Source organism: Parapedobacter deserti (genome assembly GCF_042646065.1).
GTDB lineage: Bacteria > Bacteroidota > Bacteroidia > Sphingobacteriales > Sphingobacteriaceae > Parapedobacter > Parapedobacter deserti.
In genome coordinates, this window is the sequence record NZ_JBHRTA010000004.1 from 131,532 (window position 1) to 151,083 (window position 19,552).

17 protein-coding genes are annotated in these 19,552 nt (G+C 47.1%); 4 read left to right on the forward strand and 13 right to left on the reverse strand.

Annotated features, from left to right (window positions below):
• Positions 1-159: 159 nt before the first annotated feature.
• Both ACFOET_RS01240 and purL read right to left on the reverse strand, forming a co-directional pair.
• Complete coding sequence (locus ACFOET_RS01240; RefSeq protein WP_379018742.1) at positions 160-1,131, reverse strand: cation diffusion facilitator family transporter; 972 nt, start codon at positions 1,129-1,131, stop codon at positions 160-162.
• Between the two features lie 72 nt (positions 1,132-1,203).
• Positions 1,204-4,884 (reverse strand): phosphoribosylformylglycinamidine synthase, encoded by a 3,681-nt coding sequence (gene purL / locus ACFOET_RS01245; RefSeq protein ID WP_379018744.1) that lies wholly within the window; start codon positions 4,882-4,884, stop codon positions 1,204-1,206.
• A gap of 265 nt (positions 4,885-5,149) precedes the next feature.
• On the opposite strand from purL, the gene ACFOET_RS01250 reads away from it, so the two are divergent.
• Positions 5,150-6,292, forward strand: coding sequence for a pyridoxal phosphate-dependent aminotransferase (locus ACFOET_RS01250; protein WP_379018941.1), 1,143 nt, complete (start codon positions 5,150-5,152; stop codon positions 6,290-6,292).
• A gap of 32 nt (positions 6,293-6,324) precedes the next feature.
• On the opposite strand, the gene ACFOET_RS01255 is transcribed toward ACFOET_RS01250, so the two are convergent.
• A complete protein-coding gene (locus ACFOET_RS01255) occupies positions 6,325-7,569 on the reverse strand; it encodes an ABC transporter permease (RefSeq protein ID WP_379018943.1) in 1,245 nt (414 codons plus the stop codon).
• 173 nt (positions 7,570-7,742) lie between these two features.
• Between ACFOET_RS01255 and queA the strand changes: the two genes are divergently transcribed.
• Both queA and ACFOET_RS01265 read left to right on the forward strand, forming a co-directional pair.
• The gene (queA, locus tag ACFOET_RS01260; protein WP_379018746.1) at positions 7,743-8,792 is read left to right on the forward strand and encodes a tRNA preQ1(34) S-adenosylmethionine ribosyltransferase-isomerase QueA; all 1,050 of its coding nucleotides are present in this window, start codon (positions 7,743-7,745) and stop codon (positions 8,790-8,792) included.
• A 17-nt stretch (positions 8,793-8,809) separates the two neighbouring features.
• Positions 8,810-9,502, forward strand: a complete 693-nt coding sequence (locus ACFOET_RS01265; RefSeq protein WP_379018748.1) for a 2-C-methyl-D-erythritol 4-phosphate cytidylyltransferase — start codon at positions 8,810-8,812, stop codon at positions 9,500-9,502.
• Here ACFOET_RS01265 and ACFOET_RS01270 read toward each other — a convergent pair.
• From ACFOET_RS01270 to ACFOET_RS01315, 10 genes are all read right to left on the reverse strand, one after another.
• Positions 9,499-9,651, reverse strand: a complete 153-nt coding sequence (locus tag ACFOET_RS01270; RefSeq protein ID WP_188753692.1) for a lmo0937 family membrane protein — start codon at positions 9,649-9,651, stop codon at positions 9,499-9,501. The two genes, ACFOET_RS01265 and ACFOET_RS01270, sit on opposite strands and share 4 nt — an antisense overlap.
• 72 nt (positions 9,652-9,723) lie before the next feature.
• Entirely contained in the window at positions 9,724-10,485 is a 762-nt protein-coding gene (locus ACFOET_RS01275; protein WP_379018750.1) for an MBL fold metallo-hydrolase, read from the reverse strand.
• 468 nt (positions 10,486-10,953) lie between these two features.
• The gene (locus ACFOET_RS01280; RefSeq protein ID WP_379018752.1) at positions 10,954-11,904 is read right to left on the reverse strand and encodes a glycosyltransferase family 2 protein; all 951 of its coding nucleotides are present in this window, start codon (positions 11,902-11,904) and stop codon (positions 10,954-10,956) included.
• 56 nt (positions 11,905-11,960) lie between these two features.
• A complete protein-coding gene (locus ACFOET_RS01285) occupies positions 11,961-12,542 on the reverse strand; it encodes a DUF4199 domain-containing protein (protein ID WP_379018754.1) in 582 nt (193 codons plus the stop codon).
• A gap of 11 nt (positions 12,543-12,553) precedes the next feature.
• On the reverse strand, positions 12,554-13,231 hold the full coding sequence (locus ACFOET_RS01290; protein WP_379018756.1) for a hypothetical protein: 678 nt from the start codon (positions 13,229-13,231) through the stop codon (positions 12,554-12,556).
• A 1-nt stretch (position 13,232) separates the two neighbouring features.
• Positions 13,233-14,504: a dihydroorotase gene (locus ACFOET_RS01295; protein WP_379018758.1), complete on the reverse strand. Its 1,272-nt coding sequence runs from the start codon at positions 14,502-14,504 to the stop codon at positions 13,233-13,235.
• 131 nt (positions 14,505-14,635) lie between these two features.
• Positions 14,636-15,202: a UbiX family flavin prenyltransferase gene (locus ACFOET_RS01300; RefSeq protein ID WP_379018760.1), complete on the reverse strand. Its 567-nt coding sequence runs from the start codon at positions 15,200-15,202 to the stop codon at positions 14,636-14,638.
• A gap of 47 nt (positions 15,203-15,249) precedes the next feature.
• Entirely contained in the window at positions 15,250-16,314 is a 1,065-nt protein-coding gene (locus tag ACFOET_RS01305) for an ABC transporter permease (RefSeq protein WP_379018762.1), read from the reverse strand.
• A complete protein-coding gene (locus ACFOET_RS01310; RefSeq protein WP_379018764.1) occupies positions 16,298-17,281 on the reverse strand; it encodes an ABC transporter ATP-binding protein in 984 nt (327 codons plus the stop codon). The genes ACFOET_RS01305 and ACFOET_RS01310 overlap by 17 nt, the downstream gene beginning before the upstream one ends.
• A gap of 3 nt (positions 17,282-17,284) precedes the next feature.
• Positions 17,285-18,448 carry a COG1470 family protein gene (locus ACFOET_RS01315; protein ID WP_379018766.1) on the reverse strand — a complete coding sequence of 388 codons (1,164 nt, stop codon included), beginning with the start codon at positions 18,446-18,448 and terminating at the stop codon, positions 17,285-17,287.
• Between the two features lie 459 nt (positions 18,449-18,907).
• On the opposite strand from ACFOET_RS01315, the gene ACFOET_RS01320 reads away from it, so the two are divergent.
• On the forward strand, positions 18,908-19,549 hold the full coding sequence (locus tag ACFOET_RS01320; RefSeq protein WP_379018768.1) for an ankyrin repeat domain-containing protein: 642 nt from the start codon (positions 18,908-18,910) through the stop codon (positions 19,547-19,549).
• The last annotated feature ends 3 nt before the right edge of the window (positions 19,550-19,552 follow it).

Here is a 19,552-nt window from a genome sequence, read left to right on the forward strand (position 1 = left end):
AGAAATGTTTTGACATTGTATACGGTTCATTAACGCTTTATGCTACATTTTGTGTTGCATTAATTGGATAAATCGTTATTTCGCGGCGGCTTTAATTTTCCATAGTGAAATTATCAGCATCAACGAACAAAGCAACGTTGCAGAATGCCGAAGGCCAAGTCAAAAATGCTTCTCGTTTTTGCTGATTAATTTTTTATCCCAAACAACGTCTTTGTACTGGATTTCACTACGGATGGGGCAATCTTTAACTCTGCAATACTGGCAGCATGCCGCTATGCACGGATCTGCATGAATAAACAATTCAGTATTGGCATGCAAATGTCTATTTATCAATCGATCGATAGCCGACACTTGGTCGTGCACGCTGTTTAGGTCGTAATAATTTGGTAGTGTAACGTGGCAATCGATGTGCAATTCGTGTCCATAGCGTTGTACCCGCAGGTTATGCACATCGATCCAATCGTCTCTGCGGTACTTCTGTAAGATCGCTGCAACGCGAGCCACAAGCTGCATATCCGATTCATCCATCAGACCAGCGATGGACTTGCGAAGCAGTTTATATCCGCTCCATAATATATACAAACCCAGGCCGATGGATAACAGGACATCTATCCATGAAAGGTTAGTTAAATAAATGACAAATAGCCCGACCACCAGTCCTACCGTGCTGTATGCGTCGGTTTGGAGGTGTTTACCATCGGCGAGTAACGTGAGCGAATTGAGTGTCCGGCTTTGACGCACCATGTAGGAACCTAATACAAAATTTACCACGCCGGTAAATGCAAGCAGTCCCATACCCTCCGTTAGGTTACCCAATGCCTCGGGGAAAAAGATATTGTAACAGGCTTTGCTCAGGATAAGCAAGCCGGCAATAAAAATCAACCCACCCTCCAAGAAGACGGAGAAGAACTCTACTTTTCCGTGACCATAGGGATGATTTTGGTCTTTTGGTCGTGCCGATAAATGAATACTATAAAAGGCAAAGCCGGAGGCAACCACGTTGACGATGCTTTCCATTGCATCAGTCAATATCGCATTCGAGTTTGTCAGCAGATATGCCGCAAATTTAACCAGCATCAGCACAATTCCGGTGCCGAGCGCAAGTCGGATGATGTTTTTCTGCTTGTTCAAATCCCCAGACCTTTCAACAAAAGTAGTAAACCTGTGCTCAACGCCTGAGCCTTACGCGCCAGATACAGTCTTTCAGGGCCTGTGCTTCACACACCAGTTTTTTGCATTGACAAACGCTTCAAGCCATGGCGATACTTCATCCCGTCGCCCATGGGGGTAGTGGGCCCAATTCCATTGGAAGATGGAACGCTCGATGTGGGGCATGGTTACCAAGTGGCGACCCGTCCGATCACATAGCATCGCTACAGCGAACTTTGAGCCATTTGGATGGTGTGGGTATTCCTCATAAGCGTATTTTGCTGTAATATGATACCGCCCTTCTTCATAAGGCAGATCAAACTTGCCTTCGCCATGGGAAATCCAGACCCCTAACCTGCTTCCCGCCAACGATGACAACATAACCGAGTGATTTTCCTGAACAACTACCGAAACAAAGTTCGATTCGTGCTTCTGAGATTCGTTGTGCAACAGTTTGCCATGTACTTCGTGGTCCGAATTGATTAACTCCAACTCCATGAACAACTGGCATCCGTTGCAAATACCCACCGACAGCGTATCGGGGCGGGCAAAGAAATTATCCAACGCGGCCTTAGCGCTCTCGTTATACAGAAAGGCGCCAGCCCAACCTTTGGCAGATCCCAACACGTCGGAGTTGGAGAAACCACCGACGGCACCGATAAATTGGATGTCTTCCAAAGTCTCACGGCCAGAAATAAGGTCGGTCATATGAACGTCCTTCACGTCAAAACCAGCCAAGTACATCGCGTTGGCCATCTCTCGCTCTGAGTTTGATCCCTTTTCGCGTATGATTGCTGCTTTCGGGCGCCACATTCCGCTTTCCGAGTCATCGATCAATGGCTTCTTTCCCGTAAAGTGGGCCGGGAATTTGTATTGCAGCGGCTGCGCTTTGTAATTGACGAAGCGTCTATCAGCAGTACCATTTTTTGATTGCTTCTGGTCAAGCAAATAAGACGTTTTGTACCAGGTGTCACGTATCTCAACTACATTAAATGTAAAGCAATCGCCATTATTTCTGATCGATATTTCCGAAGCTTCGATTGGCGTGCCGATTTTTACGGCTTCCACACCAGCAGCTTCCAATGTAGCCTCAAATACACCGTCATCCGTTGCTTGCAAGACCACCGCGATATTCTCATTGAACAACGCTTTCACCGTATCCGCTTCATTAAGGCCGCTTAAATCAAAGTCCGCCGCAAGATCCACATCCGCAAAACACATTTCCAGCAACGTGGTGATCAAACCACCCGATCCGACGTCGTGTCCGGCTGCCACATGGCCCAAGCTTACCAGCTTTTGGATGGCATTGAATGCCGTTTTGAAATAAGCTGCATCCGCCACTGTCGGAACCTCTACGCCTATTTTATTGCGGATCTGCGCGAATGACGAGCCACCTAACTTGAGCCTGTCCCGCGACAGGTTAATGTAGTAAACCGAACCTGCTTGTTTGTTCAGTACGGGTTCGATTACATTGTTGATGTCTGTGCAATTGGCCGCAGCTGAGATGATGACCGTGCCGGGAGCTATTACCTCGCTATCCGCGTACCGTTGTTTCATAGACAGCGAATCCTTACCGGTTGGGATGTTGATACCTAGCTCGATCGCAAAATCCGAACAGCCTTTTACCGCTTGGTACAATCGAGCGTCTTCGCCTTCATTGTTGCACGCCCACATCCAATTAGCCGAAAGGGAGATCCCCGACAGCCCGTTTTTGATGGGAGCAAACACCATATTGGACAGTGCTTCACCGATAGCATTGCGGGAACCGGCGACGGGATCGACCAACGCCGTCAACGGCGAATGGCCTATGGCCGTCGCAATACCTTCTGTTGATCGGTAATCAAGCGCCATTACACCGACATTGTTTAATGGCAGTTGCAACGGGCCAACACATTGTTGCTTAGCCACACGGCCACCTACACAACGATCCACTTTGTTGGTTAACCAGTCTTTGCAAGCTACAGCTTCCAACTGCAATAATTGATTGAGGTAAGCGGGGATATCTTTTTTATCATAAAAGATATCGTCGTATCGGCGGGCCACCGTTTTATCAACCATGACAGTCTTGGGAGAGGAACCGAAAAAATCTGCCAACGCATAGTCAAGAGGTTTTTCTCCCGTTGATCCGGACTGGAAAACAAACCGATGATCTCCTGTTACAGTTCCAACGGTATACATCGGTGCCCGTTCGCGGTCGGCCACCTTCTGCAGCGCATCAATGTCCTTTCCACCGATGACCAGCCCCATGCGCTCCTGAGATTCATTTCCGATGATTTCTTTGGCCGATAACGTAGGGTCACCTAACGGTAATTTATCTAAATCAATTTCACCTCCTGTTTCCTCTACCAGCTCAGACAGGCAATTGAGGTGTCCGCCCGCGCCATGATCATGGATGGAAACAATGGGGTTGTGATCCGATTCTACGAATGCACGTATAGCGTTTGCTGCCCGCTTTTGCATTTCCGGGTTGGAACGCTGGATTGCGTTTAACTCAATGCCTGAACCGAAAGCGCCTGTATCTGCGGACGACACGGCAGCTCCGCCCATGCCGATGCGGTAATTTTCGCCACCGAGGACGACAATCTTGTCACCGGCTTTGGGCGTATGTTTTTTTGCTTGTTCTGCTTTCCCATAACCTACACCGCCAGCCAACATGATTACTTTATCGTACCCCAATTTGCGACTATTCTCTTCGTGTTCAAAGGTCAATACCGAACCTGAAATCAGGGGCTGCCCAAATTTATTACCAAAGTCCGACGCACCGTTAGACGCCTTGATCAGGATATCTATTGGCGTCTGATACAGCCATTGGCGTTCGTGCATTGCCTTTTCCCACGGACGATCGTCCAGTAACCGGGAATAGGCCGTCATATAAACTGCCGTTCCGGCTAAAGGCAGCGCACCTTGGCCACCAGCGAGGCGATCACGTATTTCCCCGCCTGAACCGGTAGCTGCACCGGAAAACGGTTCTACCGTCGTAGGGAAGTTGTGTGTTTCCGCCTTTAAGGAAATTACTGATTCAAATCGTTTTTCTTGATAGAAATTCGGCTTATCGGGAGACTTCGGTGCAAACTGGGTTACCACCGGCCCCTTGATGAATGCTACATTGTCCTTATAGGCGGAAACGATCTCGTTGGGATGGGTCTCCGATGTCTTCCGGATCAGTTTAAACAATGAAGCTGGTTGTTCCTTACCATCGATGACGAACGTACCATTGAATATTTTGTGGCGGCAATGCTCTGAGTTTGCCTGGGAAAATGCAAACACCTCCGAATCCGTCAAATTACGACCTATTTTCTCGGCGATGGTATTCAGGTAGGCAACCTCCTCCGCGCTTAATGCCAAACCTTCCTGTTTATTGTAAGCATCAATATCATCGATCTCCAGAATTGGTTCAGGCGTGACGTTGATGGTGTACATCTGTTGTGTCAATGCACTGTACTTTTGGGATATCATCGGATCAAAATCCGTAAATCCAGCATCCACCCTGTCGAATTGTTCGATGCGGGTAATGCCTCCAATACCCATATTTTGAGTAATTTCCACGGCATTGGTACTCCAAGGTGTAATCATCGCCGCGCGCGGACCGACATAATAGTCATTTAATACAAGCGCATCAATTTTTGCTGCATTGCCAAATAACCAACTGAGTTTGGCGATATCTTCTGCAGGAAGTTCTTTTTCAATCTGAACACCATAAACGGTGTTCTTGGGGTTCACGAAGAAATGGATCATTATTATTTGTCCTCGATAGCGTCGTTATCTGCTTACAAAGATACGGCTAATATTTTGCATTAATCCTCTCCCTTTGCAATAAAATATGGCATCCAGAAATGACTCCCTGCTTACGCAGATCGGTAAGTCTGCTACCGCATTACCACCGATTGGCGAAAAACTTGTTTTATTAAATGCTCAATTTTCCCTAAGTTTGCGCACCATGAATACACCATCCATTCTTTCCGATAGGATCAATAACCTGTCTGAGTCAGCTACCCTGAAAATGACCAAATTGGGTCGCGAACTGGCATCAAAAGGCGTCAATGTCATCAGTCTAAGTGTAGGCGAACCGGATTTCAACACGCCGGAGCACGTAAAGCAAGCCGCAAAGGAGGCATTGGACGAAAATTACACCAGGTATTCTCCAGTACCCGGGTACCCCGAATTGCGAAAAGCCATCGTAAATAAATTAAAAAAAGAGAACGGGCTGGATTATGATATTTCACAAATAGTGGTATCAACCGGCGCAAAGCAATCGCTTTCCAATGCCATTCTTACGCTGATTAACCCCGGTGATGAGGTCATTATCCCAACTCCGTATTGGGTATCTTATTCGGAGATGGTTACGTTAGCTGAAGGCAAATCTGTATTTATCAATACAACGATTGAAAGCGACTTTAAAATCACACCGGAAGAGCTGGAAGCAGCTATAACACCGAAGAGCAAGGTCTTTATGTTTTCTTCGCCCTGCAATCCCACCGGTAGTGTTTATACAAAAGCCGAATTGGAGGGTTTGGTTCGCGTGTTCGAACGGCATCCGGATATCTACATCATATCCGATGAGATTTACGAACACATCAACTTCATTGGCAAACATGAGTCTATTGCCCAATTTGAGGGCATCAAAGACCGCGTAATTCTGATCAACGGCTTCTCAAAGGCATTTGCGATGACCGGGTGGCGACTCGGTTACTTAGCCGCAAACCAGGAGATTGCCAGTGCCAACGATAAATTGCAAGGGCAGACCACGTCGGGCACCTGCTCCATTGCACAGCGCGCGGGTATCGTAGCATTGGAAGCGGGGCTTGAAACGGTCGTGGATATGAAAGAAGCTTTTGCGCGGCGCAGGGAATTGGTATATAACCTATTGAAAGACATACCGGGTGTCAAGACGAATCTTCCACAAGGGGCTTTTTATTTCTTCCCAGATATCAGCTCGTTTTTTGGCAAAAAAGACCTAAACGGTAATGTCATCCGCGATTCCGCAAATCTTGCATTGTATCTATTAAATGAGGCCCATGTAGCCACGGTAGGAGGCGATTCGTTCGGAAACAACAACTATATCCGTTTGTCCTACGCGGCGTCCGATGAAAACCTCAGGGAAGCGTTACGCCGGATGAAAGAAGCGCTAGGAAAACTTCGTTGAGTTGCTGTTTCGCGAGTGGTCTGGATTACCGGCTACTTACTTCGGATCGCTTCAACTGGATCAAGACGTGCGGCCATTGCCGCAGGCACAATACCAGCAATAAGACCGATTAAGGTAGACAATACAATGGTAAGTACAACCATCCCGACATCAACAATGATGGCTAAACCGAATGCAAGTTTAACCAAATAGGCAAGCAAATACACAACTGATAGGCCCATCAAGCCGCCAATAATACACAGCGCTATCGCTTCGATCAGAAACTGGGAAAGGATGAAGTAATTTTTAGCGCCCAGGGATTTTTGAATACCGATAATATGTGTACGTTCTTTCACGGAGACGAACATAATATTGGCGATTCCGAAACCGCCTACTAAAATGGAGAAGATACCAATAAAACCGCCTGCCAAATTGATCACTTTAAACATGGCATCCAGCTGAGCGGTAATGATGGTGGTTTTGTTTAGCGAAAAATCATCCTCCTCCAGCGGACTAAGCCGTCGGATCGATCGCATCACGCCACGGAGTTCGCTTTCTAGTTCTTCTAAGGCAACATTGGGCCGGGCGCCGACCATGATATAGGAATCTGCCCTGCGGACATTAATAACATTTTTCCCGAAATTCAGGGGCACCAAAATAACATTGTCCATTGACACATCAAAAATCATCCCCTCTCCTTCTTTCTTGAAGACACCGATAACGGTGATTTTTCGTCCGAGCACTTTCAGCGCCTTGCCTATGGGATCGGTGTTAGGGAACAACCCCTCGGCAATGGTTGCCCCGATGACAGCCACATTACTGCCTCTATTGGACTCTGACTCGGTAAAGTACCGCCCGTTCACAATCTCAAGTTTACGGATGTTATATAACTCATGAGAGGCCGCCGAGACGGTAACACCTGAAACGTTATTGTTGCCGTATTGTGCTGTCCTGTTTCCGATGTCTATATTGAATGTAATGTCCTCGGCCGTGGTCAGCCTTCCCCGTAGCGCTTGGTAATCGCGAATATCGGGTTCAGGGCGGTTTACGTATTTCCACCACGGAAAATCAGGCCCCCCGTCCCATGGCCATTTTTGTACATAAACCGTCTTACTTCCCAGCTTTTCAACGCTGTTTTCCAGATTTGCGCGCAATGTATCCACCGCCGAGAACACGCCGATGATGATCAAGATGCCAATGGTAACTCCCAATAAAGATAACAGCGTTCTCGTGCGGTTTTCCCGAAGTGCCGAAAAAGCAAAACCAAAGCTCTCACCGATTAGTCTCAGAAATAACATCATATGCGATTAAGATCGTAAAACGTGCGATAAGTTACAGGCTAAGTTAACATTTTTTTCATGACAATCTGCCGTTGGACGGCGCGCGATATTAAAAATTTCCATAACTTTGCACGCTAATTTATACGTTGGGCATATAATTTGTGCCGCTATCTAAAAAATTTTGCATCAACATGAAGCTATCACAATTTAAGTTCAATTTACCTGAGTCCCTTATTGCTTACGAGCCAACCGAAAACCGCGACGAATCCCGATTAATGGTCCTCGATCGCAAAACCGGCAAAATCGAACACAAGATTTTTAAAGATATCCTGGATTACTTCGATGACAAAGATGTAATGATACTCAACAATACGAAGGTGTTTCCTGCCCGTATGTATGGTAATAAGGAAAAGACCGGAGCAACCATCGAAGTATTTCTTTTGCGTGAGCTGAACAAAGAACTTCGGTTGTGGGATGTCTTGGTGGACCCCGCTAGGAAGATCCGGGTAGGGAATAAACTCTATTTCGGCGATGATGATCTGCTGGTGGCGGAAGTTGTGGACAATACTACATCCCGCGGCCGCACCATCCGCTTTTTATTTGATGGAACGGATGAAGAATTCCGGCGTAATATTGAGCTGCTCGGCGAAACGCCCCTTCCGAAGTACATCAAGCGCAGAGCAACCACAGAAGATAAATACCGCTACCAGACAATATTTGCTAAGCACGAAGGTGCTGTGGCTGCCCCAACAGCTGGATTACACTTCAGCCGGGAACTGATGAAGCGCCTTGAACTTAAAGGAGTAGAGTTTGCAGAGGTTACGCTGCATGTCGGACTGGGCACGTTCAGGCAGGTGGAAGTGGAAGACCTTACCAAGCATAAGATGGATTCCGAACAGTTCGTCATTCCAGAAGAAGCTGCCAAAATTGTGAATAAGGCCATCGATGACAAAAAGAGGGTTTGCGCTGTTGGCACCACCTCCATGCGAGCTATTGAGTCTTCAGTATCTGCCGACAAACACCTAAAGCCGGCAAATGATTGGACCAGCAAGTTTATTTATCCTCCTTATGATTTTAGCATCGCCAACAGTATGATCACCAATTTTCATACTCCTGAATCAACCCTTTTGGTAATGATTGCTGCCTTTGGCGGGTATGAGCACGTCATGAACGCGTATGAAATTGCGGTAAAGGAAAAATACCGTTTTTATAGCTACGGCGACGCCATGCTCATAATATAAACGCGCTAGGCTAAGCCATGAATTACGCGATCATTGTCGCCGGGGGAACAGGAAGCCGGATGGGAACGGCGACACCAAAGCAGTTTCTGTTGCTGGATGGCTTGCCGATCGTGATGCACGCCATCCAGGCATTCCATAGCAGCCAAAGTTCGCCTGAAATCATCGTCGTGCTCCCGCCTGCCATGTTACCCGAGTGGGACCAGCTTTGTACAAAACACCGCTTCCTGGTTCCGCACTCAGTGGTTGGCGGAGGCGTAAGCCGGTTCGATAGTGTTAAAAGCGGACTGGCGGCAATCAAGTCGCGTTGCTTAGATTTATCGTGCAGTATCGTTGCGGTCCACGACGGTGCCCGGCCTTTGATCACACCAGCCTTCATCGATAAAACGTACGAACAAGCATCGATTTCCGGATCAGCGGCGCTGGCTATTCCCAGTGTTAACTCAGTTCGCCTGAAAAGTCTTAGCGGTTTAAAAAACAACGCTTACAGACGAGAGAACGTGTATTTAATGCAGACGCCACAAACCTTCAACGGCCTTATCTTAGCGACTGCCTACGAGCAGGGCAACGCCGAACAATCGACCGATGACGCCTGCGTCGTAGAAAAAAAAGGGTATCCCATCACACTGGTGGATGGCGATACCCGTAATATCAAAATTACCTTTCCTGAAGACCTCCATTTAGCGGAGATACTCCTTAGCGCAAGGCGTTAGGCAGCGCTCCGTATGACGCGCAGCAGAATCGCTATGATAGCGATAACCAATAAAATGTGAATAATCCCACCGGTGTAATAACCACCGAAATAGCTAATCGCCCAAGCGATAACCAGAATCACGGCGATAACATAAAGCAAATTTCCCATAACTGTAAGAGGTTAATGATTAACAATATTATACCAACAGCAGGATGTGAAAAATGTTTGATGCCGGCCGATTTAAAAACGATTCAGTACGAGCCCGTCGTACGCAAGGGATATTCCAGCCGGCAACTCCTTTTGCACTTCCTTGTGCAACCCCAATTTATGACTGATGTGCGTGAAATACGTCTGCTCAGCACCGACACGTTGCGCAAAAGCTACCGCCTCGTCCAGCGTAAAATGCGAAATATGTGGGTCTCGTTGCAGGGCATTCACAATTAAAACTTTAGTGCCTTTGATCTTCCTGATCTCGGCGTCAGTAACCGTCTTCGCATCGGTGATATACGTAAACCCTCCTATCCGAAACCCCAGAACAGGCATCATATAGTGCATGACTTCAATGGGCACTACCTTCACCCCGAAAAGATCAAAAGGGAGTGTTGAAATTTCAAAAAGCTTCAACTGCGGTACACCTGGATATTTCTTTAACGTAAATGCATAGTAAAATTCACGTTTCAGAGCGTGGTGAACCTCTGCTGTGCCGTAAACCGCTATAGCCCCTTGCTGCCGGTTGAATGCCCGCACATCGTCCAACCCGGCTATGTGATCCTTGTGCGAGTGCGTAAACAGCACAGCGTCCAACTGGGTAACTTGCTCGCGGAGCATCTGATACCGGAAGTCCGGACCCGTGTCAATGACGATATGCCTATCACCTATCTCCACCAAAACCGAAGACCTTAAGCGCTTATCTTTCTTGTCCGAAGATGTGCAAACCGGACAATCGCATGCAATTACGGGAACGCCCTGAGATGTACCCGTTCCTAAAAATTTAACGGTCAAATCGTTAACTTGGTTTGTTTAATACTTCGTAAAAACTGCTTTTGCTTCTCATTGAGTGTGCCGCTATCGGTTGGCAAGTCCCGCAATATGCTTATTAACGCATTAATTCTCATTTCCAGATTAGAAAACCTATTTACAACCACTACCTTACTGTTTTGGAGTACGCACGCGCCGGTTTTGAAGTTTCCTTTTTCATACCTCACTCGATATCCGATATCTTTCAAAAGGGACTCCAGCTTGTCAAGACTGTGTTGTGTATTGGGCAACAATGGTAAACTAATTTTTAGCTTGCCAAAATACAACACATCCGATGAAATCGCAAACGCGTTTTCTCCACAAATAGTTTGCTAGGGCGTGTCCGTGCACTCGGGCCTTAGGACTGGCCGGTCGCGAAGTTTTGGATGAACCCCAGCCCTATGCAGCATATGATAAAATAGTGCTAAAAATGCAACGAGACGCACAAACTGCTCATATCACCTTTTCGATTTGGTAGTTGTTGCGATCAACGCTATTACGAGACACCAGTTCAGCGATGAAGCCGGTCAAAAACAATTGGGTACCGATAAGGATGGCCACCAAGGCAAAAAAGAACAGCGGCTGCTCGGTCACATTGCGGTAGGGGCTTTGATTGGCGATACTGATGAGTTTTTCTGCAATCAACCAGACAGCAATGAAAAACCCGGTTAAAAAACTAATCACGCCCATTGCACCGAAAAAATGCATCGGTCGCTTACCGAACTTGCCGACGAAAAAAATAGACAGCAAGTCCAAAAAGCCCTTGATAAACCTCGCTGGGCCAAACTTCGTCCTGCCGTACTTGCGCGGGTAGTGCTGCACCACCTGCTCCTCGACGCGCGTAAAGCCGGCCCATTTGGCAATGACGGGAATGTACCGGTGCATCTCTCCATATACCTCGATATTTTTCACCACTTCCTTTTTGTAAGCTTTTAGCCCGCAGTTGAAATCATGCAGATTGTGTATACCTGACATGTTTCGGGTTACGGCATTGAACAGCTTCGTCGGTATAGTTTTAGTTGGCGGATCATACCGTTGTTTTTTCCATCCAGATATCAGGTCAACATTCTCCTCGGTAATTCTTCGATACAGTTCAGGGATCTCATCAGGGCTATCCTGCAGGTCCGCATCAAGGGTGATGACTACATCGCCCTGCGCTGCCGCAAAACCCACATTTAGGGCCGCGGATTTACCATAGTTGCGCCTGAACTTCACCGCCGTAATTCTAGGGTCTACAGCTTTCAAGTTTTCGATGACCATCCACGATCCGTCCGTACTGCCATCATCCACTAAGATAACCTCGTAACTGAATCCATGATCCTCCATTACTCGTTTAATCCAAGCGGTTAGCTCCGGAAGCGATTCGACCTCGTTATATAAGGGGACGACAACAGAAATATCCATAATACGTGTAGCTATGCGATGTTGCAAACATAGCTAAATCGCACGACTTTAACCCACTATTCTTCTTCAACAGGCGTAAACAATGGCGGATTCCGCTTGAAAATAGCAGCAAATATGAGCGCGCCGACGAAGTAGAAAATGGTCGCAATGGCTAATCCTTGAATCATGTCCATAAAACCTGGATTGACTTGCTTTTCAACGCTTTTTTCTGCTTCTTCAATCATTTTATCAATGACCTCCTGGTCGGAGCTGAAGGTTTCAGCCATCTTGGTTGTAGCATTAAGCGTGACTTCCCGCATCGTATCCGCGTAGGTTGGCTCGATCCACTTTGCAAATACCGTGGTAAAAATTGTTACGGTCACCACCTGCACAAAGAACATCAAAAAGATATTACCCAGTGCTTCCCGGAAGGACCAATATCCACCGATTTTTTTCCGTAAATCAAGCGTGAAGTATATTGCCAATCCGATCCCGATGGCCATCTGGATAAAACCCCAAGCAAAATTGCCAAGCAAGGTGGGTGCTGCATAGTACACCAACAGAAATATAATAATATTAATTACGGCCCATATAAGTGCATTATTGATCGCTACTTTTTTTGCATTTGCCTTTAATTCGGTGTTTAGATTTGTTGTCATGGCTATGTGATTTACAATGAGTGATTATAGGCTACGAGTAGATTATATACGGACAAGTCGAGCGCCTTCTTTTTGCTATATCGGACATATTCATTCAGGTCTTCTGCAGTGGGGCGTTGTTCGTAAAAGAAACCCATTATAGGGTAAAACAATTCGCTGAGCTCTTGGCTTTCGGGAATTTTAGTTGAAACTTCAGCAATTTCACGATATGAGCTATCAACCAATAGCTGATTGGCGATTATCGGCTCGTAAATCCGATATTCGTCCTGAAATTCGTCCTCATCCACGAGCAGGAACTCCTTAAGGTAATCTTCGAGCTGCGGTTCAATTTCTTCGTCAACGCACTCGCGCAGGTAAAGCAACAAATTCAATATTTCAGTACCTCTGTCGATCGTCTGCTCCTCAATATCCTCCCATTCAGCCGATTCCAAATAATCGCTTTCCAGTTTTTTTACGTCGGCAGCGAAAAAATTTATCAACAATAAATCGAAAATTACCTCCCTTAATTCCTCAAACGCCGGGTAATCGTCAACTGCTTCATCCAACTGCGAAACCTTTTCCAGAAACGCATCGTCTGACTCGAGCACCCGCAGCACCCGAGCCAACAAGCTATCTACAGAATTTCCTGATTTTTCTCCGTACGTCTTTATGGCAGCTTCCAGAGCGCTATACACATGGTGGTCCATCATATCAAAGCTGTGTTTTTATTAGTTGACGCTTATTGATCAACATTGTTACGCCCCCTTTCAATTCCCTGCCCAGCAACGGACTGTTACTTGACTTGGAACGATTACTATGCCGATCAAAACGCCATTGCTTTTCGGTATCAAACAAGATGAAATTGGCCTCCGCTTTCTCCCTGAATTCAGGAAATGGAAGCCCGAGTACACGCCTTGGGCCAATCGCGAGCTTGTCAACCAACTGCTCGACGGTCAAGCCAGCTTGCAGGACCAATGGCAATACGGTCTGCAACCCGATAATTCCCTCCGCTGCGATTTGATATTCCACTTGCTTAACTTCAACCTCGTGAGGCGTATGTTGCGATACAATGGCATCGATGGTGCCGTCTTTAAGCCCTTTCCTAAGCGCCTTTACATCAGTGATGGTGCGCAACGGTGGACTCATTTTGTAGTTGCTATCGAAACCAGCAACAAGGTCGTCCGTCATCACCAGATGGTGAGCAGCGACGTCGCAGGTTACGCTTATTCCTTTGGCTTTGGCTTTCCGGATCAGCGCTACGCTTTCTGCTGTACTGATCGTGGTGAAGTGTATCGGCGCGGCGTTGTACTCGGCAAGGTAAAGGTCGCGGGCGATCATAAGCACTTCAGCGAGATTGGGATTGCCCTTCATTCCGAGGTATGTGCTCATGACACCCTCGTTCATCTTGGCGCCCGCAGCAACAGATACATCCTCCGGATAGGACAGAACAGTCCCAGCGAACCCTTTGCAATAAAGCAGCGCCCTACTCATTAAACCAGCCTGCTGAACAGGCCTGTTCCCGTCGCTGAAAGCTACTGCACCCGCGAGTTTCATATCATATAGCTCGGCCAGTTCTTTTCCTTCACGTTTCTTGCTGATGGTGCCCACGGGATAAACATCAATCGGCAAACGCTTCGCCCGATTAACGATCAGTGCCACCTCTGATCGGCTATGTACGGGCGGGTGCGTATTGGGGTGAACGGCTACGCCGGTAAATCCGCCGGCCACTGCGGCTGCGCATCCCGAATCGATGTCCTCCTTTGTTTCCAGCCCCGGTTCGCCGAAATTGACATTCATATCAAAAAAGCCGGGCGCGAGGTACTGCCCTTTCGCATCGAAAATGCTTACCTTTTCATTGTCAACAGTGATTTCGGTTGCAATCTTAACGATCACTCCCTTTTCGACCAATACATCCATTTCTTTACCGTGGAAAGGTGTGTCGGCAAAGGCAATCCTAGCAGATTTGATGAGTGCGTTATTCATGTATAAATAAACGAGAAACAGGTACTAATAAAACCGGAAAGCTGATTGTTATGGGAATTATGGCGATATGCACATTCATTAACGTACAAAAGTACAAAATCAAAAGTAACGGAAACTATTTTATTTTGATTTTATCGCCCTTCTCCCCATTCGTAGCCATCCGTTTGCAATCCGGCCAACGCTAGTACGCGATCTATCACGGTAGCGGCTAATTCCGTAAAATCTTGCGGACTACTATAAAACGATGGACTCGCCGGGCAAATGATGCCTCCGGCTTCGGTGACAGTCGTCATGTTGCGCAGATGTACAAGACTCAGTGGCGTTTCTCTTGACACTAGGATGAGTTTCCGCCTTTCCTTCAACATCACGTCAGCGGCTCTGGTAGTCAAATCAGATGACATGCCGCTTGCGATCCGAGCCAACGTCCCCATGGAACAGGGACACACAATCATGCTATCAAACTTTGCAGATCCGGACGCAAACGGCGCATAAAAATCATCTTTTTTATAAAACTGAAAAGGGTATTGGGTATAGTCTTCATTCTGCAGCTCAAATTTCCACACCGCTCTCGCGTTATCAGACATCACCACTCCCACGGCATCCAACTGCGATCGCATAGCAACTAATTTGTCAAGCAATAATTTGGCGTAAACAGCTCCGCTTGCGCCTGTAATGGCCACTACAATTTTTCTCGGCATAATTCCAGATATAAATGCCAAAGCTAAAAAAAAGTGGCCGTAAACCGCTACCTTGACCGAATTTCCTTTCGCATAAACGACACGTACGACAACGCAAAGCAGACTACTGTTGCCGCTATCAATCCGGTAAGCTGCGGCCAAACAATCAGCAGGCTTTGCCCCAGTGGCAACGGGCTTGGTATTGCTCCATAGGCCTGTTCCATTGTCAATGGCCCCAGGCTCCGAACGGAAGGCATAAGCAAGGTGGTTGTCGCATCCGTATATAGTTGGCTTGGCACGACACGCATCAAGTTGAGAACAAACTGTTGATAGCCGATAAGCTGCTGGGGCGAGGCCGTTTCAGGTGGCAGCATCGCCCGGGCAATCAGGTTCACGATGATCTGATAAAACACCGTAAAAAACAACCAAACAGCAATCGCCGTCAATGCCGAAGTAGCGGCTTGCCTAAACCGGATGGATAAAAACACAGATAAATTCAGCCAAAACGCCACGTAAAGCACGCTCAACAAAACGAAAAACACGATTCTAAGAAATTCCTCGGCCGTAGGCGGTATGCCGATAATAAACATACCGAACCCCATCACCAAGAAACCCAATGCAAAGAAGAGGACGCCGATAACAATCAGTGCCGCCATAAATTTCGCATTAATCAGGTAGTCACGATGGATAGGCTGTGCCATAACCCGACTCAAGGTGCCGGCATTCTGCTCAGAATTGATCGCGTCAAATCCGAGGCCTATACCCAGCAATGGGCCAAGAAAACCGATGAATACATGGAAAGGGGGCAACGATCCGTCAGACAGGGTAAACAGTTTCAAAAAAAAGAACGGATCATCCGCGCTTTTGGTTTTTGCCGTTTCTTCAATCAAGCTGGTGATCGACGTATAGAGTGAGCCGAAACATGTCAGCAGGATTAAAAACAGCAATATATTGAACCGCCATCCGCGCACATGGTCAGCCACCTCCTTTTGAACAATCACCCAAAACGGATGAATCACCGCTTGCCGGCTTTTTTCCATCGCGGCCGCCCGGTAGCGCCCGATAGCGTCTGCCAACCTCGTAGCCCATGGCTGATATTTTGATTGATGGATAGCGTTATGCGGTTTTTTCATACAATTCGCCTCCCTCGAAATATTTTACGTAGATATCGTCAAGTCCGTATTCTTTCATGCTTAGCGATGCAAGCCCCAACCCAGAATTAACAATCGCATGGGCCACATCTACCGATACATTCTGGGTGCCACCAATATAAAATCGATCCGTATCAAATTGCACCGAACCTACTCCATCTAATCCGAGCAGTTGCAGTTTCAACGCTTCTACAACGCTGTCCGTCGCATCAGATGACATGTTGGCAATCTTTGCTTCAATAACATATGGTTCTTTGTCGGAGAATAATGCTTTGGAGAGTGCCGCAACGTTTCCTTGGGCTAGGAGTTTTCCGGCAACAAAGATACCCACCCGGTCGCATACCTGCTGCACTTGATGCAGGTGATGTGAAGAAAGAAGAACAGTAATTTCCTCCTCCCGACTAAGCGAAACGATTAGTTCAAGGAATTCACGTACCCCAATCGGGTCGATGCCAAGCGTCGGCTCATCAAGAATAATCACTTCAGGATTCTTAACCAACACGTCAGCAAGTCCCAAACGTTGGCGCATCCCGCGGGAGTACTTTCCTGCTTTTTTACCGGCATCGTCGTACAAACCCACCCGTGCGAGCAATCTGTCGACCCGTTGTTCAGCTTCCTGCCTGGGCAACCGATTGAGCCGTGCGGTGTACAGCAAGTTCTCGCGTCCGGTCAACTGATCGTAGAAACCCACATCGTCAGGCAAGTAGCCGACACGCCGCTTAACGTCAATTGGATTCACCGTGGAATCGATCCCGCACACGCGAACTTGACCCGACGTAGGTTCGGTTAGTCCGAGCATCATCAGAATCGTTGTGGATTTCCCGGCGCCGTTCGGGCCAAGGAGACCAAATATCTCGCCCTTCGAAATGGAAAGGTCTAAATGGTCCACTGCAAAAAAGTCGCCGTATTTCTTGGTAAGCTTTCTAAGCTCAATAACGGGCTGCTCCACGGACTACCTCCTTCCGTATTTGCGAAATAAATAATAAACGCCGCCCAACGCGCCGAGAATAATTAAGATACCCAGCCACCCCCACAACAATGGCGTCCGCACGGAAACGCGGAAGGACGCGGTCGCCGTTTTCTCTGCGGTTCTGGCTTCAAAATTCGTTACATAATCGCCGGCTATTGCCTTTCTGCTGGCTTTTATCGTAGCGAAGACTTGTGCGTTTTGGCCCGGAGCGATAACATCAATTTTGCTTGGCTCAAATTCTACTGTCCAGTCCACAGGAGCCGACGATCTCATCTCCACATTTTTCAGCGGTGCCGACCCTACATTTTTTACGACAACTTCTATTTTTTCGTCACCACCAGCGGTGATGGTGGTGTTCAATCGTCCCGAAGGCGTCGTGAGCTCCAGGTTGTAAGAACCTGTGATCACCACTTCCAACTCTAAGCTAGATGACATCCCGCTGGTGGAAGCTACCACGGGTATCTTGTACTTGCCGGTACCCAAGTGATCTGGCGGATCCAGCTCAATGGTAACGTTCTGGGTCTGGTTGGGACCAATATTTATCGAAGACACTTGCTTTCCGTTGGCACGGAAAAGCGCATTCCAACCCTGTGGGACCTGAGCACGCAACCCGTATACCTGTTCTTCATTGGTCGGATTCCTGAGCGTCGAATTAAAAGTGAACGTCGAATTGGCCGCGCCTTCCATATTGGCTTGATCCGTGTTGAATTCCGACTTGAAGGTACCCTGCTCAGACACCACTACGGTCAGGGGCAGTTGAGCAATTCCCTTCGCCGCAACTTGAAAACGGTAGGTACCCTTGTCCACTTTGTAGGGCACTTGCACCTTGAGGGACAAATTCTTCTTCTCTTTCGGCAGCACAGCTATCTGCTCAACAGTCCAACCACCAGATTTAAGCTCATAAGACCAACCTTCGGGCAGGCCTACGACGGCTATCTCGGCATTTCTTAATCCGCCGCCGTTGTTGATTACATCAATGGAATAGTCTATTGACTCTCCGGGGGGCACAGAAATTTTTGTGTACGGGGTATACAGCGTAACACCTTGTGCTACGACCGTCCGATAACCCAGGGAATTCGGAACTAGTCCGAAAAACCACAATAATAAAATGATACCTTTAGGCGAAGTATTGGCACATGTTAGCATAAAAAACTATAATTAATTTAGAATGATAAACAGTACGCCCGCAAAAATAGAAATTCAACGAAAAATCAAAAATCATTTTTGCATTTTTTAACATTTTGTCTAGTGCGAGGAATCAAGACACAAAAAAGGGCCGAATAATTGAATATTCGACCCTACATCTACCTATGAAAAACATGCCCTTTGGGAGGGCATTACAAAAGTACACCTAAGAATGATGATACAAAACATTTATCGTGTTAAAAAACGTTTTTGTAGATGTAATACTACAAGAAATCGAACCATGTTCCTTTCTCATTACACAAAACCGCTGCTTTCTCCAGCTTTCGCCTGTTGCGTGGCGTTTTCCCTCCCAACGAGAAAACGCTTTACCGAATTCGTTTTATGCACGACAGTGTGCATGTTTGATATTTTTTTAGTTAATTCGTCCTTGTATTTTGATTGTTGGTACATAACAGCTATATGAGTCTTAGTCTATTGGAAGAATACATTGAAATGGGTAACAGCGTTGCCATAGAAAATCTGCTGAATGGAAATCCCGGTCTTAGTAAACAGAAAACCAGTCACGACATATCCCCGTTGCTGTTGGCTTGCTATTATAACAAGCCCCAGATCGTAAAAGTACTCCTGAAACACATCGATGAATTGACGATTCACGAAGCGGCTGCGGCCGGCCTCGTAGAGCAGGTACTGAACCGTGCTGATTTGATAGATGCTGTTTCTGAACACGGCTTTACCCCGCTGGGAGTCGCCACCCATTTTGGCAACGAAGATATTGTCCGCCTACTATTGGCTAATGGAGCCGACCCTAATATACAGTCACAAAACGGATATAATGTATACCCGCTTCATGCTGCCATCGGTTCGGGGTTTGACAGTATTGCTAAAATGCTGATCGAGGCAGGTGCAGAGGTAAATGTATTGCAGTCATCCCGTACCAGCCCGCTCCATCTCGCTTCGCAAAACGGGAATATCGACTTGATCATCCTGTTATTGGAGAACGGCGCGCTTCTCGAAATCAAGAATGATATGGGCAAAACGGCGTCTGACCTAGCCGCAGAAAAAGGGCACATGGAAATCGCCAACATTCTGAAAATTGAATGACTG